We start from the raw sequence: 15152 nt of genomic DNA, 5'->3' as shown, positions 1-15152 counted from the left end.
GTCGCCGTCGGGGTGCCCCTCGCGGTCGTCGCCGCCGTCCTGGCGGTCCGCGCGCTGCCCCGGGTGGATCGGGCCACGCTGACCACCGGCGCGCAGTTCGCCAACGCCGCCGCCACGGCCACGATCCTGCTCGACCCGACCCTGCTCGCCGGCCTGGTGGAGAGCCGCCGCTGGCGCCGGATCGGCCGGGTACGCAGCCGCCGGTTCCTGCCCGGCCCCGCCTGGTGGGCGCTGCTCCAGGCCGACGTGCGCCGGCTGGGACGCCACCCCAGCGCCCTGCTGATCTGGGCGGCGCTGATCGGGGTCCAGTACGCGGCCGCGCTCGCCCTGCCCGGGCTGGCCGGTGCCGCGCAGGTGGTGTTCGGCTACCTCGCCGCCGACCGGTTGACCGGCGGCCTGCGGTCGATCAGCCGGTCACCCGGGTTGCGTCGGGCGCTCGGTGGCAGTGATGCGGCGCTGCGCGGGATCCATGTGGTCGTGCCGGCGGTCGGCGCCGGCCTGTGGTGGCTGTCGACCCTGCCGACCGTCGACGGTGGGCCGGCGTGGCTGGCGCCGACGCTCGCACTCGGGGTGGTGGCCGCCGCCTGGCGGGCCGCCACCCGACCGGCCATCGACTATGGCGGGGCGACGGCGAACACGCCGTTCGGGATGATCCCGGTCGACCTGCTGCGCCAGGGCGCGCGCGGGCCGGCGCTGCTCGCCGTGCTCGTCCTGGTCCGCCTGCTGCTGGGTTGACCGGGCGGACCCGCCCGGTCAACCCAGGACGTTCAGCCGTCCAGACGCCGGACCATGTTCATGACGGTCTCCAGCTGGGCGCCGCCCTTGATCGGGTAGTTGGTCGCGCCGAGGTAGCCCCACCAGTCCCAGCAGCCGTTCGGGTTGGTGCCGGCGGTGCTCGCCTGGGGGTAGAGGACGATCAGGTTGTTGGTGTCGGCGTACTGGTTCAGGTTCGCCCGGTCGACGAAGGCGGTGCCCACCGAGCCGTACCCCTGGAGGCAGCCGTGCAGGGCCACCAGCAGCCGGCACGACTGGCCGGCCGCGCAGGACGACGGGACGTACGCGAAGCCGTTGGCGTCCATGCTCAAACCGTTGGCCCAGCCGTTGACCGCGAAGGTGTTCTGGCTGAACCGGATGAGCGTGCCACCGAGCGGGCCGGTGTTTGGCGCGTTCACGCCACCGAGCAGTTTGCGGAGCAGGGCGTTCTGCGGGTCGACGCCGCAGTCGTTGAGGAACGGCGACGCGGTCGCGGTGCAGCCCCGCGTCCCGTACGGGGTGACCCAGGAGTGGCCGGCCGCGGAGCCGCTGTCGTACTGCACGCTGGCCCCGAAGTGCTGGTAGTACCGGACCAGGTCGTCGGTGACGGACTTCTTGACGGTGGTGTCGTTGCCGCCGTGGAAGACGTACACCGGGTCACCGGACAGGTTGCCGACCGGGTCGACCCAGCCGTAGGACGCCCAGGTCCGGGTGTACGCCTGCAGGGCGGACAGGTTGGTCGGGTACTGGTTGTCGCCGCAGCCGTAGAGCGCCTGGGCGACGTTGTTCTGGGCGCAGTAGTACGGCCCGGCGGCGAAGACGGCCGCGCCGCGGATCCGGGACGAGTAGGCGACGTGCAGTTGCGTGGCGAGGTAGCCACCGGAGGAGACGCCCGTGACGTAGACGCCGGAGACGTTGTAGGTGCCCAACGAGCCGGAGACCGGGGGCTTGGTGGCCGGGTTGGCGGCCTGGGCGGGCGCCGCGGTGGTCAGGATCAGCAGGAGGACGGCGGCGAGGGTGGCGGCGGCTTTCAGCGGTGTCGTCATGGACGCTCTCCTTGCGAGCGCCGGCGGGGGCGTCGGCGTGCGCCGACGCTATCGTGACGTAGACCACACCAGATATGAGCGCAACCGACACGTCCGAGGACACCGCTGCGTCCGCCTCGCCCATCACTGCTTCTAGAGCTGCCGGAGGACGGACGCGATCGTCGCGACGCCCTCCTCGATGTCCGACGCGGTGTTCGCGGCGTAGCCGAGCACAAGGCCGGGCCGGTGCGGCCGCTGGCAGTGCCAGGACAGCGGTTGCACCTTCACACCGCGGGCCAGTGTCGCCGCCGCCAGCTCGGTGTCGGCCAGCCCGGTGTCGAGTGTGATCGTCAGGTGCAGGCCGGCCGCCGCGCCGTGCACGGTCGCGCCGGGCAGGTGCCGGGTCAGCGCGGCGATCATCGCGTCGCGTCGACGGATGTGTCGGCGGCGCAGCAGCCGCAGCTGTCGCTCCAGCGCGCCGGAGGTCATCAGCTCCGCCAGCACCAGTTGCGGCAGCACCGCGTTGCCCAGGTCGGCATTGCGCTTGGCGGCCACCACCGCCTCCCGGTGGCGGGCCGGCACGAGCAGCCAGCCGACCCGCAGCGCCGGGGCGAGCAGTTTGGACACGCTGCCGGCGTAGCAGACCTGCTCGGGTAGCAGGCCGCGCAGCGCCGGCACCGGGGGCCGGTCGTAGCGGTGCTCGGCGTCGTAGTCGTCCTCGATGATCAGACCGCCGGACCGGGCCCAGTCGAGGAGCTGACGGCGGCGGTCGCCGTCGAGCACCACTCCGGTCGGGAACTGGTGCGCGGGTGTGAGCATCACCGCGGGCACGCCGCTGGCGGCCAACTCGTCGACGCGCAGCCCGGCGCCGTCCACCGCGATCGGCGGGGTATGGATCCCCCAGTTGTTCAGGTGCTGGCGTACGCCCAACGACCCGGGGTCCTCGACCGCGACCCGGTCGATGCCGAGCGCCTGGGCGAGCAGCCCGAGCGCCTGGGACACGCCCGCCACGATGATCACCTCGACGGGGTCGACGGCGATGCCCCGGCTGCGGGCGAGCCAGGTGGCCACGGCCCGGCGCAGCGCGGGCGCGCCGCACGGGTCGCCGTAGCCCAGGTCGGCCGCGGCGAGATCGCGCAGCACGACACGTTCGGCGCGCAGCCAGTCCGCGCGGGGAAAGGCGGCCAGATCGGGTACGCCGGGCGTCAGGTCGATCGTGGCGCTCGCCGCGCGTACCGCGTCGAAGATGTCGCTGCCCGGAGCGGGCGGGAAGAGCGCGTCCGGCGCTGGCGCGGCGGCCGGGGCGGGTGCCGACGTGGCGGGCGCGGCCGGGGCGGCGACGACCACCGTCCCGGCACGGCCTCGACCGGTGACGTGCCCCTCCTCGGTGAGCCGCTGGTACGCCTCAGTGACCACGCCCCGGGAGACGCCGAGGTCGGCGGCGAGCACCCGGGTGGCGGGGAGCCGCCCGCCGACCGGCACCCGCCCGTCGGCGATGGCCTGGCGCAGCCGGCCGGCCAGCCAGTCGGCCCGTCCGCCGGGCGGAGCGTCGGTGATGGTCAGGTGCAGGAAGTCCGACCCGGCCGTTATGGACCTGTCGGGTGCTCTCGGTTTGGCCCTGCTCACCGGACCATCCTGGCAGCAGAGTGGGAGTTCAGACAGCCCCGCCGAGCCCACCGGAGGACGCCGTGACGATCCCGTTCCTGATCACCACGCTGATCGTGGTGATCACTCCGGGCACCGGGGTGTTCTTCACCCTCTCCGCCGGGCTGTCCCGGGGCGCCCGGGCCGGCGTGCTGGCCGCCTTCGCCTGCACGCTGGGGGTGGTGCCGCACCTGCTAGCGGCGATGACCGGGCTCGCCGCGCTGCTGCAGGCGAGCGCGGCGGCGTTCGAGGTGGTCCGGTACCTCGGCGTCGGGTACCTGCTCTACCTGGCCTGGTCGACCGTGCGGGACCGCACCGCCTTCGCGGCGACTCCCGGTACGCCACCCCGCTCGGCTGCCCGGGTGATCGTCTCCGGGGTGCTGGTCAACCTGCTCAACCCGAAGCCGACGCTGTTCTTCGTCGCGTTCCTGCCGCAGTTCGTGGACACCACCGCGCCAGGCTCGACACGGTCGATGCTCGCGTGCGGGGCCGTGTTCATGCTGCTCACCTTCGTGGTGTTCAGCGGCTACGGCATCTTCGCGGCCCGGCTGCGCGACCGGGTGCTCACCCGGCCGAGGGTCACCGACTGGTTGCGCCGGTCGGTCGCCGGCACGTTCGTCGCGCTCGGCGTGACGCTCGCTCTCACCGAACGATAGGAGTCCCGTGCAGTTCCAGCATTCCGCGCCGCTCCGCGCCGCGTACCCGGACCTGGTGGCCGGCGTGGTCCTGGCCACCGGCATCACCCCCACGGCGGATGTGGCACAGCGGACCGCCGCGTACACCGCCGTCGCCCGTGAACGGTTGGCCGGCGGCGCCGAGAGCGGGTTCCCGGAGATCCAGGCGTGGCGGCGGGCGTACGCCGCGATGGGGCTGCGCCCCACCCGGTACCGGTGCGCGGCGGAGGCGCTGCTGCGCCGGTTGCGGCTGGACGGCGACCTGCCCCGGCTGCACCCCCTGGTCGACCTCTGCAACGCCGTCTCGACCGCGTACGCGATCCCGGTCGCGGTGCTCGACCTGGACCGGGTCGACGGCGATCTGGTGGTCCGCCCCGCCCACGGCGACGAGGAGTACCTGAGCTTCGCCGGCGAGACCGAGCACCCCGACCCGGGCGAGGTGACCTTCGTGGACGCCGCCGGTCGGGCGCACGCCCGGCGCTGGACGAACCGGCAGAGCGGCTGGTCGGCCGTGCGGGAGGGCACCTCGTCGGTGCTGATCGTCGCCGAGGCGTTGCACCCCGACGCCGAGGCGGACGTGACCCGGTTGGTCGCCGCACTGGTGGCGGAACTGACCGAGGGGTGGTCGGCACCGACGGGTGCCTCCGTGCTCACCGGCGCCGCACCCCGGTTCGACACGACGGCCGCCGGTAAAGCGGCAGGTCAGGCGGTGTCGCCGGGGACGAGGTGGCGGTAGCCGGGGATCGTCTCGGCGAACCAGCCGGCGACGCTGGCCAGGCCGCGCTCGTTGAGCTGCGCGTCGTGGATCGGGTACGCCCGTTCGGCGCCCACCTCCCGGGCGAACCGGATCGCCTCGTCGAGCCGCAGCCAGGACCCCTGCGCCGGAACCAGCAGCGTGCGGACCGGCTCGTCCGGCACGTGCACCGAGTCGCCCGGGTGGTAGAGCCCGTCGCCGATCAGGTAGCCGAGGTTGGGACAGTCCGGTTGACCGTCGTGGATCGCGGCGTGCCGGCCGCCGTGGGCGGTGACCGGAATGCCGGCCGCGGTGAAGCGTTGCCCGGCGTGGACCCGGGTGACCGGCAGCGGGGCGAGGTCGGGCAGTTGTGCGCCCTCCGGGGCGTAGACCGGGACGCCCAGGCCGGCCAGCCGCAGCACGTCCACGTGGTCGGTGTGCTCGTGGGTGACCAGGACGGCGTCCGCGCCGACCAGGGCGCGCGGTTCGCTCCACGTGCCGGGGTCGACGACCAACACGCCGCCGTCGTGCTCGATCCGGACGCAGGAGTGGGTGAACCGGGTGATCCGCATCCGACGACGGTACGCCGCCGGCCGGTAGGTCACGGTCCCATGGGACCGGGGCGGATCTGGGGCGGACGTGTCGACGGGCCGGCATGATCGGAGGCATGCAGCGCTCGACGCAGCGGGGGCACCGGAGCGTCCCGCACACCGCCGACGTACGGATCGAGGCGTGGGCGCCGGACCGGGAGGGGTGCCTGGCCGAGGCGGTCGCCGCGCTGGTCGAGACGTTCGCGGACATCAGCGGCGCCCGGGCGGAGGCGGACACCGAGTTCGAGCTGCCGCCCGGTGACGATGAGGACCTGCTGGTCGGCCTGCTGGACGAGGTGATCTTCCGGCTGGACACCGAGGGCACCCTGCCGCTGGACTGCGACGTGCGGTCGACCGGGGCCGGTGGCCTGCTGGCCCGCTGGCGGTCGACCAGCACCGACGCGGTGGAGCTGGTCGGCGCGGTGCCGAAGGCGGTGTCGCTGCACGCGCTGCGCGTCGGCCCGGACGACGCCGGCTGGTCGTGCGCGGTGACCCTGGACGTGTGAGCGTCGGCGGGCGCGCAGCCGCGGGTCAGCCCGGCCCGGTCAGCCCTTGACCACGCCGAGCGGCGTGAGCCGGGCGACAAGCCGGCACAGGCCCGCGCCCCGGGCCGCTTCCACCACCGCCGACACGTCCTTGTACGCCTCCGGCATCTCCTCGGCCAGCCCCTTCCAGGACGCGCCGCGTACGGCCACGCCCCGCGCCGCCAGGTCGCGCCGCACGTCCTGGCCCCGGGCGGCGCGGGTGGCCTCGCCACGGCTGCGGGTACGGCCGGCGCCGTGACAGGTGGACGCGAAGGCCGGGTTGCCGGCGACGCCGGTGAGCACGTACGACGAGGTGCCCATCGAGCCGGGAATCAGCACCGGCTGTCCCGCGTCGCGCAGGTCGGCAGGGAGGTCCGGGTGGCCGGGCGGCAGCGCGCGGGTGGCGCCCTTGCGGTGCACGCAGAGCTGCCGGGTGCCGCCGTCCCGCTCGTGATCCTCGATCTTGGCGAGGTTGTGCGACACGTCGTAGACCAGGTCCAGGTCGGTCCCGGCGACCCGGCTGAAGACCCGGCGGGCCGCCTCGGTGAGCAGTTGCCGGTTGGCCCGCGCGTAGTTCGCCGCTGCGGCCATCGCGCCCAGGTAGGCCCGTCCCTCCGGCGAATCGACCGGCGCGCAGGCCAGCTGCCGGTCCGGCACCTCGATGCCGTGCCGGGGCATCACCCCCTCCATGATCCGTACGTAGTCGGTGCAGATCTGGTGGCCCAGCCCGCGCGAGCCACAGTGGATCATCACGCAGACCTGCCCCTGGCGCAGCCCGAACGCCGCGGCGACCGGCTCGTCGTACACCTCCTCGACGGCCTGCACCTCAAGGAAGTGGTTGCCGGAGCCGAGGCTGCCGACCTGGCCCTGCCCGCGCTGCACGGCCCGCTCGCCGACCTGCGCCGGATCGGCGTCGGTCACCGCGCCGCCGTCCTCACAGCGGGCCAGGTCCCGGGGCACCCCGTGCCCCTGCTCGACGGCGTACCGGGAGCCACCGCGCAGCACCGCGTCCAGCTCGGCGCGGTCCGCGAGCTGCCAGACCGAGCCCCGGCCCATGCCACGCGGAATGGCCGGGTCCAGACCGTTCATCAGCGCGTCGATGATCCGGGGTAGCTCCGCCCGGTCCAGCTCGGCGGTGAGCAGCCGGACCCCGCAGGAGATGTCGAAACCCACCCCGCCGGGCGAGACCACACCGCCCGCGGCGACGTCGGTGGCCGCGACGCCACCGATCGGGAAGCCGTAACCCCAGTGCACGTCCGGCATGGCGTACGACGCGTCGACAATGCCAGGCAGGGTGGCCACGTTCGCCACCTGGTCCAGCGACCGGTCGGCACCGACGTCGGGCAGCAGTTCCGGCATGGCGAACACGACCCCGGGCACCCGCATCGGCGCCTCGCGGTCGATCCGGAACCGGTACGGCGACTCCTGGACCAGCTCCATGCCCGGACGGCTACCCGCCACGCGCACTCGTACACCCGGTTGGCGCCCGTCCGGTCCGGGTAGTGCGGGAGCATGCCCCAGCGGTACGAGAACTACCCGAGAATCGCGGTCGTCACCGGCGCGGACTCCGGCATCGGCAAGGCCTGCGCGGTCGCCCTGGCCGAGGCCGGCTTCGAGATCGGTATCACCTGGTACGGCGACCCCGACGGCGCCGAGCGGACCGCCACCGAGGTCCGGGCCACCGGGCGGCGCTGCGAGGTCGCCGAGGTCGACCTGACCCGGCTGCCGGAGGCCGCGGCGGTCGTGGACGAGCTGGCCGACCGGCTGGGCGGCATCGGGGTTCTGGTCAACAACGCGGGCACCGGCGCGTCGACCCCGTTCGTCGACACCTCCTGGGAACAGTGGCGGGAGGTGCTGTCGGTCGACCTGGAGGCGCCCTTCCTGTGCGCGCAGCGCGCCGCCCGGCGGATGCGGGCCGCCGGGAACGGCGGGCGGATCATCAACATCACCAGCGTGCACGAGCACGCGCCCCGGGTCGGCTCTGCCGCGTACTGTGCCGCCAAGGGTGGGCTGGGGCTGTTGACCGGGGTGATGGCACAGGAGTTGGCCGCCGACGGGATCACCGTCAACGCGGTCGCCCCGGGCGAGATCGCCACGCCGATGACCGGTCAGGAGGACATCGACCCGTTCACCCAGGAGCGGCCCGGCGTACCGGTGGGGCGGCCGGGCGACGCCCGGGAGGTCGCCGCCGTGGTCGCACTGCTCGCTTCCCCCGCCGCCAGCTACGTCACCGGGGCGTCCTGGCCGGTCGACGGGGGCATGCTGCTGATGGGCCCGCAGGCCAACAGCCTGACGTCGAACGACTGGCGCTCGGTCTGACCCCCCAGCGGAAAACACCGCCGGTCGCGAACGGGACAGCGAGCGGCAAACCGGGCACGTATCCTTCCCCCTTCCGGTGATCAGCGGCGGCGGTGAAGCCGGTCGACGACGGAGGGGGACCGGATGCCCGAGTGGGCTGGCCGGGGCGGCCGGCAACGACGCGCCTTCGTGGTCGGTGGGGCGCTGCTCGGGATCGCCGCCCTGATGCTGCTGGCCGCCTGGCGCAGCACCGGCTTCCTCAGCGACCTGCTGCTCAACCTGGGCGCCAGCGTGGTGCTCGCGGCCATCTCCTACGTCATCTTCGATCCGCTGTTCGAGGAGGCCCGCAAGGCGCGGGTGCAGGAGCACCTGAGCTTCGACCAGCAGGCCTTCGTGGCGCGGCTGCACCGCGCCGGCCGCCGGGTACGGATCCTCGACACCTGGACCATCCTGCTGGAGCAGCGGCACCGGGAGGAGACCCTGGCGGCGGTACGCGCGGCGCTGGCCAACGGCTCCCAGGTGCAGCTGCTCCTGCTCGACCCGGACTGCACCGCCGCCCAGCAGCGCTCCGAGGAACTGGAGCGGCAGCGGGTGAACGTGCCGCGGCAGATCCGCACCAACCTGCGCCACCTGGCCGCCTTCTCGGACGCCCTCGAGCCCCGGCTGCGGCACCGGTTACAGGTCCGGCTCTACGACGCCTCCCCGTCGATCCAGCTCTACCAGTGGGACGGTCGCGCGCTGATCTCGTTCTTCCCGATCGGGAAGCTGTCGTTCAACGTGCCCCAGCTCGAGGTGGACATGGACAGCCCGTGGGGCGGATTCGTGCACGCCCGGTTCGAGGAGCTGTGGGAGCACGAGCAGGCGACCTTGGATTTGGAGCGGTACTGGTCGGTGACGGTCACTCTGCGCCACGACGACTCGGACGTGGTCGAGGTGCAGGTGCCCTACGTGACGGTGGACGGGCAGCACTACGTCGACTGCCACGCGTTCCGGTTGGCCCGGCCGCTGACCGTGCGGGCCGCGCTGCCGCCACGGGCACCCGGGGCGGCGCCGGAGGTGTTCACCCTGGCCGAGCCAGCCGACGGAGACCGTACGCCGGTCGCCACCGTGGTCCGGCAGTTCGACCAGAAGTACGGGCCCGGCAACGGGGAGCGGGCGATCCGCCGGTTGGCGCCGCAGCAGCCGGCCGGTCCGCGCACCCCCGCGCCCCGCTCCGCGGCGACCGGTGACACGCACGGACGGTGACCCCACCCGGCCGGTCGGGACGGCGCGCGGGACAATGGTGGCTGCCGTGCCCGATCGCCAGGAGGACCGTCCGCGTGTCGCCCAGCCCCGCTCCCCCGCCCGGGCCGACGCAGCTGCGCGCCGACTGTGGGCGCTGCTTCGGGCTGTGCTGCGTGGTGCCCGCCTTCGCCGCCTCGGCGGATTTCGCCGTCGACAAGCCGGCCGGTCAACCCTGCGCCAACCTGCGTCCCGACCACCGCTGCGGCATCCACACCGAGCTGCGGGAGCGCGGGTTTCCCGGCTGCACGGTGTTCGACTGCTTCGGCGCCGGCCAGCAGGTCGCCCAGGTGACCTTCGGTGGGCGGGACTGGCGGGACGCGCCGCAGATGCTGCCGGAGATGGCTGCGGCGTTCACCGTGCTGCGTCCGCTGCACGAGCTGCTCTGGTACCTGACCGAGGCGTTGGCGCTGCGCCCGCCGGCCGAGCTGCGCGTCGAGCTGGAGCGCGCCCGCGCCGAGATGTCGGCGCTCATCGGGGGCGAGCCGGCGCAGCTGCGCGCGGTGGATGTGGCCGCGCACCGAGACCGGGTCAACCCGTTGCTCTCGCGGGCCGGGGAAGCGGCCCGATCCCGGGGCGGCGCCCCAGGCCTCGACCGCCGTGGCGCGCAGCTGCTGGGGGCGGATCTGCGCGGAATGGACCTGCGCCGGGCCAACCTGCGCGGGGCGTTGCTGATCGGCGCCGACCTGCGCGGTGTCGACCTGGGCCTGGCCGACGTCACGGGCGCCGACCTGCGCGGCGCCGACCTACGCGGCGCGGACCTGCGGGCCACCCTCTTCCTGCACCAGGCCCAGCTGGACGCCGCTCGCGGTGACGCGCGCACCGGGCTGCCGGCGACGCTCACCCGGCCGGCGCACTGGACGGCGCTGTCGCTGACGCCGGTCCGCCGACCGCACCAGGCCGCGGCGCCCGCCCGCCGCGGCCGGCGCCGATAGGCGACGCCAGCCCGATCGGGTGCGCGTCGCGGTCAGCCTCCGGTCAACTCGCGGAAGCCAGCGTGGACCGGGCACTGCGGGCAGCGGCGCGCTGGCGCTGGCCCTGGTCGTGGCGGTCAGCCGCCGCGGGACGCTGCGGCTGCCGTCCGCCCCGCCGCCGGCCGAGACGATCACACCGGCGGTCAGCGCCAGCGGGCGAGGTTTCGTCGGCGACGACGCCGGGTAGCCACCGCCGACGCGGAACGGCACCGACGGGGGGCACGGCGTGGGTTTCCGAAAGCGCGACGGTGAGCTGCCGAGCGACCCGCAGCACAGCGAGGACGAGGCCGGCCAGGCCCGGTTGGTGCAGGTCGAGGCGGACACCGAGGTCCCGCCGCCGGACGGCACCGACGTACGGCCGGACATCGTGACCGAGGACGACAACTCGGGTGTCGCCGGGGGCTCCTCCGGCAGCAGCGGCGGTGGGTCCAGCATGCCCGGGCACCCGGACGCGACCCGCTGACGCGGGCTCAGCGCGGAGTCAGCGGCTGGCCAGCGCGGCCGCCCGCGCCTCGGTCATGCCCTTGTTGGCCAGCCCGTCGGCCCGCTCGTTCTCCGGGTGACCGTTGTGCCCCTTGACCCACAGCCAGGTGACCTGGTGCCGCTCGCAGGCGGCCTCCAGCCGCTGCCACAGGTCGGCGTTCTTCACCGGCTGCTTCGCGGCGGTCAGCCAGCCGTTGCGCTTCCAGGACGCCAGCCAGCTGGTGATGCCGTTGCGCACGTACGTGCTGTCGGTGTGCAGCTCGACGGTTACCGGCCGGTTCAGGCTCTCCAAAGCCTGGATGGCCGCCATCAGCTCCATCCGGTTGTTGGTGGTCGGACTGGCCTCGCCGCCGCACAGCTCCCGCTCGTGGTCGCCGTAGCGCAGCAGGGCGCCCCAGCCGCCCGGTCCGGGGTTTCCGCTGCACGCCCCGTCGGTCCAGATCTGCACACCTCTGCCGGCCGCCGCGTCCACCATGGCGAGCAACCTACCGGGCTGCGACGCCGCGACCCGCGCTCGGGTGGCCGCCACGCCGGGTGTCGCCGGTCGAAAATCCCGCGCGTCGCCCCGGCCCGGTCTGCCAGAGTCGATCACCATGGGCGGGAACTGGGACGCCGAGCGCTGATCCGCCCGGTCAGCGGGGCGGCGCGCCGGGCTCCGAGCCGGCGCCATCCGGCCCGGCATCGCCGGCTCCGCCGGCGGGCGGGACGCCCACCACGGCCGCCGGGATGGCCGGGGCGGGTCGGGTCGGGCGCAGCCGGTCGCGGACGCGGTCCGCCGCGTCGCCGGCGGTGGCCGCGATCATCGGCAGCAGCCGGGTGGAGTTCATCACGGCGACCTCCTCGGCGGGGGTGGTCACGCCGTCGAGGAAGCGCAGCACCCGCTCGGCCGGGTTGCGGTCGAAGAGCCGGTCGAAGAAGTCCGGGCCACCGACCCCGCCCCGGTCCAGCGCGCGCAGCGCGACCGCGTCCATCCAGCGGTGCCGGCGGGGGTACGCCGGCGCGGGCACCGGCGGCCGCCCGGCTGCGAGGGCACGGGCCACCTGGTCGGCCTGGCGGTACATCGCGGAGAACGTGAAGCCGGTGGAGGGGCGGGTCGCGCCGCCGGCCGTGCCGAGGCGCACCACCCGGGGTGAGGGCCGGGCCGGGAACGGCGCGTCGGTCATCGGGATCACCCCGTTCTCCACCTCACGCACCCGCAGCCCGGCCGGATCGAGCCCGAGCAGGTCCCGGTAGCCGGCCAGCGCCGTGTCGTACCCGGAACCGGTGAGCAGGGCCGGCGAGAACTCGGTGTACTCGACCAGGGCGTAGCGGTCGCTCACCGGGAGCACGTACCCGAACGAGACGCCCCGGGTTGGCTGCGGGGTGCGGAAGTCCATCAGCACCGCCCGCGCCGGGTCGAACACCGGCCGGTCGGCTTCGAGCCACCACCCCCGGAAGTGCTGCAACCAGGTGGTGCGCCCAGGTCGAGCCGGTGGGCGGGGACGGGAGTCGAGCACCCAGCCGGCCCGTACGGTGGGCCCGCCGCCGGTGCGCACCACCACCCGGGTGCCGTCGTCGACGACCGTCCCGGCGGGCGCGACGATCCGGGTGGCGCCGAGGCGGCGCTCGGCCTCGGCAGCCCGGTCGTAGACCGGGCCGGAGCGGAGCATGGCGTACCGCAGCGGGGCCAGGTCGAGCACCCGACGCCGCGCCGGCGTGACCACCTCGACCTGCTGCCAGCTCGCGCTGAGCAGCGGGTCCAGGTCATCGTCCGGGTGGCCCCAGAACGCCCAGGTGCGGTCCTGGCCGCGCCGGCGCACCGGGTCGACGACCGCGATCCGCAGGTCGCGGACGCCGTGCCGGTCCAGCGCGGCGAGCAGCAGCGACGCGGCGCCGCCGCCGCCGAGCAGCGCGAGGTCGACGTCCAGCGGCGCGGATCCGGTCACCCGCCCCACGCTGCCACACCGCTCTGCCCCACCACCCGCCGCCACCGACGCGGCGCGTCCTCAGCCCACCCGGGCGGGATCGGGTACGGCCGGGGGCGGGTCGGCGTAGGCGCGGGCCACCGTCGCGCGGGTGAAGACCCGCCAGGTGGCGGCGGAGACGCCGATCGCCACCGCCAGGCCGACCCAGTACGGCGCGGTGATGCCGAACCGGGCGGCGAGCAGACCACCGAGCAGGGCGCCCACGCAGTTGCCACCCGCCGCCACGAAGAGCGTGGTGCTGGCCACCCGGCCCTGCAACTCCGGCGGGGTGAGCCGTTGGCGCAGCGAGTTCGCCACGATGTTCCACAGTGCGCTGTGTACGCCGAAGGCGAAGAGCGCGAAGCCGACCACGACCGTGCTGCGGGAGCCCGCCAGCGCCAGGTGCAGCCCCGCCTCGATCAGCAGGCCGATCCGGATCGTCCAGGTGGCGCCGGACCAGGCGATGAGCCGATCGCCGAGGAGCGCGCCGAGCACCCCGCCGAAGGCCATGCAGGTGAACAGCAGCCCGTAGCCGACGGACCCGAGCCGCAGTCGCTCGTCGGCGAGCAGCACCAGCACCGCCAGCGCGGCGGTCAGGGTCACGTTGAGCAGGCCGATCAGCACGGCCATCGTCCGGAGCAGCCGCTGATGGGCCAGCCAGCGCAGCCCTTCGACGATCTCCCCCCGCATCGAGCGGGTACGGCGTGCGCTCACGTCGGTGGCGGCGGCCCGGAAATCGCCTCCGATGAGCGCCACCAGCACCGCGCTGAGGGCGTACGTGACGGCGTTGACCAGGAACGGGCTGCTCGCCGCGAGCACGAACAGGAGACCGCCCAGCGGTCCGGCGAGCATGCCGTGCATGAGGGTGGTGCCGCCGCCGAGCCAGCCGTTGGCCCGCTCCAGGCGGTGCCGGGGCACCACGCTCGGCAGCACGGCCTGGCCGGCCGCACGGAACACGATCTCGCCGGTGTTGACGACGAACAGCACCACGTACAGCAGCGCCACGCCGGCTGTACCGGTCATGATCGCCGCGGCCAGCACGGCCAGCGCTACCACTCGCACCAGGTCGATGACGATCATCAGGCGGCGCCGGTCCATCCGGTCCACCAGCACCCCGCCGGGCAGCGCGAAGAGCAACCAGGGCAGCCAGGCCACGGCGGACGCCGCAGCCACCACGAGCGGGTCGGTCGTCCGCGAGGCGACGAAGAGCGGCGCGGCGACGGTGGCCAGGCCGCTGCCCAGGGCGGAGAGGGTGCTGGCCGCCCACAGCCGGGCGAACCGCGTGCCGAGTCCGGCGTCCCTGTCCCGTGTCACGGGCACGGAACCTACCAGCGAGCCGGCCCCGGCGGAGCGGGCCGGCTGGGCCGCCGGCCGGGTGGTGCATTACCGCCGTCGCCGGCAATACCTCGCCATCGGCCCACCCGTGACAGCCCGGCCGGACGGACATCGACCGGATCAGCGGTGCCGGTCCGGCCGTGCGGGCCTTTCCGCAGCTCTCCCCGCCTTCGGGTGGACACGTGACGGCAACGAGGATTTCTCATTTTCACCGGATCGAGGTCCCAACGCACCTAGTGTTGGGCACACCGGTGCTAGTCACGGAGTTGGCCACCCGAACGACGTCCCACGCAGTCAGCGGACGAAAAGTGAGGGAAGACGCGTATGAAGGTCTCAACAGCACTCTGTTCGGCAGCGCTCGGCGTGGGCCTCGGCACGCTCCTGCTGCCGGGCGCCGCACTGGCCGACACCACCGTGTCACCAGCCACCACCCCGGTCGGTGGGACCGTCGTGCTCACCGCGACGACCTGCAACCCGAAATCGGGCGACGCCATCTTCCGCGTCACCGGCCCCAACCGCGACCAGAACGTCCGATCCACCACCGCCGCGGCCGGCGGCGGGCTCAGCGCCGAACTCTTCACCGCCGGGTTCACCCTCGGTACGTACACCGTGGCGGCCACCTGCGGCGACGGCAGCTCGGCCGGCAGCGCCACGTTCACCGTGACCCCGATCGGCGGCGCGCCCGCCGGATCCGGCGGCGGCAACCGCGACAACGGTGCCCTCGCCGCCGGCGGCACGCTGCTCGGCACCGCCCTCGCCGGCGCGGTGATCCTGTTCCGCCGGCGCCGTCCGGTGTCCGCCGTCGCCTGATCGGCGACCCGCTCCATCCCTGAGGACGGGTGCCCGCACCGGTGTCACCGGCGCGGGCACCCCGACGATCCCGTACGGAGGTCGG

At 74.3% G+C, this 15152-nt stretch carries 17 protein-coding genes; 10 read left to right on the top strand and 7 right to left on the bottom strand.

The features are described from left to right. Positions 1-735: DUF6297 family protein (locus ACWD6N_RS35700; RefSeq protein WP_450006440.1), on the top strand; the 735-nt coding region annotated here is incomplete at its 5' end. A 32-nt stretch (positions 736-767) separates the two neighbouring features. Here ACWD6N_RS35700 and ACWD6N_RS35695 read toward each other — a convergent pair. Beyond that, positions 768-1799: an extracellular catalytic domain type 2 short-chain-length polyhydroxyalkanoate depolymerase gene (locus tag ACWD6N_RS35695; RefSeq protein WP_387327907.1), complete on the bottom strand. Its 1032-nt coding sequence runs from the start codon at positions 1797-1799 to the stop codon at positions 768-770. Between the two features lie 132 nt (positions 1800-1931). Beyond that, the gene (pdxR, locus tag ACWD6N_RS35690; RefSeq protein ID WP_387327904.1) at positions 1932-3404 is read right to left on the bottom strand and encodes a MocR-like pyridoxine biosynthesis transcription factor PdxR; all 1473 of its coding nucleotides are present in this window, start codon (positions 3402-3404) and stop codon (positions 1932-1934) included. A gap of 62 nt (positions 3405-3466) precedes the next feature. On the opposite strand from pdxR, the gene ACWD6N_RS35685 reads away from it, so the two are divergent. Then, positions 3467-4078: a LysE family translocator gene (locus tag ACWD6N_RS35685; protein WP_450006438.1), complete on the top strand. Its 612-nt coding sequence runs from the start codon at positions 3467-3469 to the stop codon at positions 4076-4078. A gap of 7 nt (positions 4079-4085) precedes the next feature. After that, on the top strand, positions 4086-4832 hold the full coding sequence (locus ACWD6N_RS35680; RefSeq protein WP_387327899.1) for a B3/B4 domain-containing protein: 747 nt from the start codon (positions 4086-4088) through the stop codon (positions 4830-4832). Here the strand turns inward: ACWD6N_RS35680 and ACWD6N_RS35675 are convergent. Next, positions 4799-5401, bottom strand: coding sequence for an MBL fold metallo-hydrolase (locus ACWD6N_RS35675; protein WP_354966605.1), 603 nt, complete (start codon positions 5399-5401; stop codon positions 4799-4801). The genes ACWD6N_RS35680 and ACWD6N_RS35675 overlap by 34 nt on opposite strands. Positions 5402-5496: 95 nt before the next feature. Here ACWD6N_RS35675 and ACWD6N_RS35670 point away from each other — a divergent pair, with 95 nt between their 5' ends. Continuing rightward, entirely contained in the window at positions 5497-5925 is a 429-nt protein-coding gene (locus tag ACWD6N_RS35670) for an archease (RefSeq protein ID WP_354966606.1), read from the top strand. Positions 5926-5964: 39 nt separating this feature from the next. Here ACWD6N_RS35670 and ACWD6N_RS35665 read toward each other — a convergent pair whose 3' ends face one another. Continuing rightward, positions 5965-7383, bottom strand: a complete 1419-nt coding sequence (locus ACWD6N_RS35665; RefSeq protein ID WP_354966607.1) for an RtcB family protein — start codon at positions 7381-7383, stop codon at positions 5965-5967. 72 nt (positions 7384-7455) lie between these two features. On the opposite strand from ACWD6N_RS35665, the gene ACWD6N_RS35660 reads away from it, so the two are divergent. The 5 genes from ACWD6N_RS35660 to ACWD6N_RS35640 all read left to right on the top strand — a co-directional run bounded on the left by ACWD6N_RS35660 (position 7456) and on the right by ACWD6N_RS35640 (position 10959). Beyond that, a complete protein-coding gene (locus tag ACWD6N_RS35660; RefSeq protein ID WP_387327895.1) occupies positions 7456-8262 on the top strand; it encodes an SDR family oxidoreductase in 807 nt (268 codons plus the stop codon). A gap of 123 nt (positions 8263-8385) precedes the next feature. Beyond that, positions 8386-9486 carry a DUF5919 domain-containing protein gene (locus ACWD6N_RS35655; RefSeq protein WP_354966609.1) on the top strand — a complete coding sequence of 367 codons (1101 nt, stop codon included), beginning with the start codon at positions 8386-8388 and terminating at the stop codon, positions 9484-9486. 74 nt (positions 9487-9560) lie between these two features. Beyond that, entirely contained in the window at positions 9561-10457 is an 897-nt protein-coding gene (locus ACWD6N_RS35650; RefSeq protein ID WP_354966610.1) for a pentapeptide repeat-containing protein, read from the top strand. 19 nt (positions 10458-10476) lie between these two features. After that, positions 10477-10683 (top strand): hypothetical protein, encoded by a 207-nt coding sequence (locus tag ACWD6N_RS35645; protein WP_387327891.1) that lies wholly within the window; start codon positions 10477-10479, stop codon positions 10681-10683. A 39-nt stretch (positions 10684-10722) separates the two neighbouring features. Beyond that, the gene (locus tag ACWD6N_RS35640) at positions 10723-10959 is read left to right on the top strand and encodes a preprotein translocase YidC (RefSeq protein ID WP_354966612.1); all 237 of its coding nucleotides are present in this window, start codon (positions 10723-10725) and stop codon (positions 10957-10959) included. A gap of 18 nt (positions 10960-10977) precedes the next feature. Here the strand turns inward: ACWD6N_RS35640 and rnhA are convergent, their stop codons facing one another. The 3 genes from rnhA to ACWD6N_RS35625 form a co-directional block, all read right to left on the bottom strand. After that, complete coding sequence (gene rnhA / locus ACWD6N_RS35635; RefSeq protein ID WP_354966613.1) at positions 10978-11454, bottom strand: ribonuclease HI; 477 nt, start codon at positions 11452-11454, stop codon at positions 10978-10980. A 157-nt stretch (positions 11455-11611) separates the two neighbouring features. Next, positions 11612-12904, bottom strand: a complete 1293-nt coding sequence (locus tag ACWD6N_RS35630) for a lycopene cyclase family protein (RefSeq protein WP_387327888.1) — start codon at positions 12902-12904, stop codon at positions 11612-11614. Positions 12905-12964: 60 nt separating this feature from the next. Further along, entirely contained in the window at positions 12965-14236 is a 1272-nt protein-coding gene (locus ACWD6N_RS35625) for an MFS transporter (protein ID WP_387327886.1), read from the bottom strand. A 345-nt stretch (positions 14237-14581) separates the two neighbouring features. Here ACWD6N_RS35625 and ACWD6N_RS35620 point away from each other — a divergent pair, with 345 nt between their 5' ends. After that, entirely contained in the window at positions 14582-15067 is a 486-nt protein-coding gene (locus ACWD6N_RS35620) for a hypothetical protein (RefSeq protein WP_089021271.1), read from the top strand. Positions 15068-15152 lie beyond the last annotated feature (85 nt).

This window comes from Micromonospora sp. NPDC005163 (assembly GCF_053599835.1).
Note: the sequence above shows the minus strand (reverse complement) of the source record. Positions and strands in the feature narration are given on the sequence as shown.